3 protein-coding genes are annotated in these 2,098 nt (G+C 38.9%); 2 read left to right on the forward strand and 1 reads right to left on the reverse strand.

Going from position 1 to position 2,098, the window contains the following annotated elements; genetic code table 11:
• Window positions 1–553: 553 nt before the first annotated feature.
• Window positions 554–844 carry a YrbL family protein gene (locus DZ54_RS26970; RefSeq protein WP_051416085.1) on the forward strand — a complete coding sequence of 97 codons (291 nt, stop codon included), beginning with the start codon at window positions 554–556 and terminating at the stop codon, window positions 842–844.
• Between the two features lie 44 nt (window positions 845–888).
• The gene (locus tag DZ54_RS26975) at window positions 889–1,122 is read left to right on the forward strand and encodes a protein kinase family protein (protein WP_025675327.1); all 234 of its coding nucleotides are present in this window, start codon (window positions 889–891) and stop codon (window positions 1,120–1,122) included.
• A 54-nt stretch (window positions 1,123–1,176) separates the two neighbouring features.
• Here DZ54_RS26975 and DZ54_RS0116675 read toward each other — a convergent pair.
• Window positions 1,177–2,098 (reverse strand): glycosyltransferase family 4 protein (locus DZ54_RS0116675; RefSeq protein ID WP_025675329.1); only part of this gene is annotated, 922 nt, incomplete at its 5' end.

The following is a 2,098-nucleotide window of genomic DNA, read 5'->3' on the forward strand; positions in this document are numbered from 1 at the left end:
ATAATAAATAGGTTCTGTATGTGCCGTGATGCTGAAAGCTTTAGATTTAAAAGGTTGTTTAGGAGGAGGGTTCTTTACAAAGTTGTTTTTTCATTTAATTTAAAAAAAGAGGAAAAAAAATAATGGCCAACCTTTGGAAAAAAACCAATTCGATGATTTGAATAACCTGACTCTTTTTTGGATTAGCTTAATCCCTGGTTATTTACTTAGTTTTTTTCCAGAGTAGGAAAAATGAAAGTACTAGATCGGTATTATATAGATCTTTTGATGTCAGGGGTTAGGTTCGAAGATAAGGATGTTAAAGTAAATAATAGCTCTGGAACTCTGATTAACATAGCTCCTAGCACAAAGTGCATCATTCAACTAGACGCGCCTTCAGATATAATTATAAAAAGGAAAAAGGAACTTTCACACTTTACTATAGATGTTCTAAGGAGGGAATATTTTAAGCTTGTTTTGAAGAAGAAGCCACCATTGTATTATTATATAAACACTAATAATTCCATCGAAAGCACTTTTGAATTTGTAGATAACTTAGGGTTTTAGAGATAAAATGAAACTAAATTTGAGAGAGAGTGATTTATTAGGTGTAGGCAATGAGCGGTTGTGCTTTGTACATCCAGATGTGGAAGAACGTTGTGTTAAAGTTAATAAGCCTGGTGTTGTTCATCGCTCGCAAAATAAGATCGAAAAATACTACTTTGAGAAATTAAAAAGAAAGAAAGTTCCATTCTATCATATTCCTGAATACTATGGAGATGTTGATACTGATTATGGTCCTGGTTTGGTCTTTGAAAGAGTAAGAGACTTTGATGGTCACCCCTCAATACGACTGGATCATTGACGTTTAAATGTAAAAAAATATCAGAAAATGATATTATAAGAATTATGAGTGATTTATTCTTATTCTTCTATAAATATGGTATTTATTTAGGGGATATTAATTCTGATCAGATCTTGATAAAAAAGAATAGAGATAAAATAACACCTATTGTTATCGATGGTTTAGGTACAAGAAGATATGGTTTAAAACTTATTATTATTTCTAATTTTACAGTATTGGCTCGCCGTAAGCTGGTAAAGAAATGGAGAAAGTTGGAGTATGAGTTAGGGGTTTTATAATTTTATACGGGAGAAGTTTTTTGATTATAATTATGTTATTTAGAGCTTTAATTTTCATAAATCCTTACTGACTTTCTGATAGAGCGTTTGATAAGTCAGCGCGGTTTGGGAAATATCACATGCAGCAGCTTGTTGGTGGCTGCCTTTTATAAGGTGAGCTCTAAGCGCGTCTTGTTGAGCTATTTCCGCGATATTTTGCGCTAACTGATTGGCGTTGCCCGGCGCAATGAGATGTCCTGTGACTCCATGCTCAATAATATCAGGGATCCCGCCAGCTCGAGCGCCGATTACAGGCAATCCGGCCGCCATCGCTTCTAAAATGACCGAGCCTAAGCCTTCTGAATAGGAAGGGTGGACGAATAAATCTGCCGCCGTAAACCAATCGCCCATATTGGTTTGTTTGCCAGCAAAGTGGACGTTGTGGAGCCCTTTGGCTTTCGCCTCCAGCGCCTCACGCTCTTTACCATCACCGAGTAAGCAAAACTGAATGTCAGGTGATATGTCAGCAAGTAATCGAGCCGCTTCAATCGTGACATCAAAGCCTTTATGCGCATACATATTGGCGGCATGAATAACCAAGAACTTATCACTAAATTGCGCTTTGATTTGCTCAACCTTTGCTTGAGATACTGGGTACGTGACAGGAGAGCTAGGGATTTTGACTAAGTTGGCATCAGGATGATGCTTCTCTAGTTGATGGAGAATCTCCGAGCTCAAGCCTACCAGCGCACTGGCTTTGCGGTAAGCGAGTTGAGACAACCACTTTTTCTTTAGTGGGTTATCAATGCGTCGCGTCACGATATAGGGGACGCCATGCAATATGTGTTGAAACAGCGCCCAATAGATAGCTCGGCCTTCGTGAACATGGACAAGGTCGCACGTTGTCGTGATTGACCGCCTATGGTTTCGAGTATAATGGCGGCAAAGCACGAGTTGGCACTGAGGAATCGCGCGAAGCGCGTCGACCAATGGGCTT

This window comes from Salinivibrio socompensis S35 (assembly GCF_000513715.1).
In the GTDB taxonomy this organism is placed as follows: Bacteria; Pseudomonadota; Gammaproteobacteria; order Enterobacterales; family Vibrionaceae; genus Salinivibrio; species Salinivibrio socompensis.

Excerpts from the sequence above, each read along its gene's own strand:
- DZ54_RS26970 (WP_051416085.1), top strand. The coding sequence starts at position 554 with ATGAAACTAAATTTGAGAGAGAGTGATTTATTAGGTGTAGGCAATGAG.
- DZ54_RS26975 (WP_025675327.1), top strand. The coding sequence starts at position 889 with ATGAGTGATTTATTCTTATTCTTCTATAAATATGGTATTTATTTAGGG.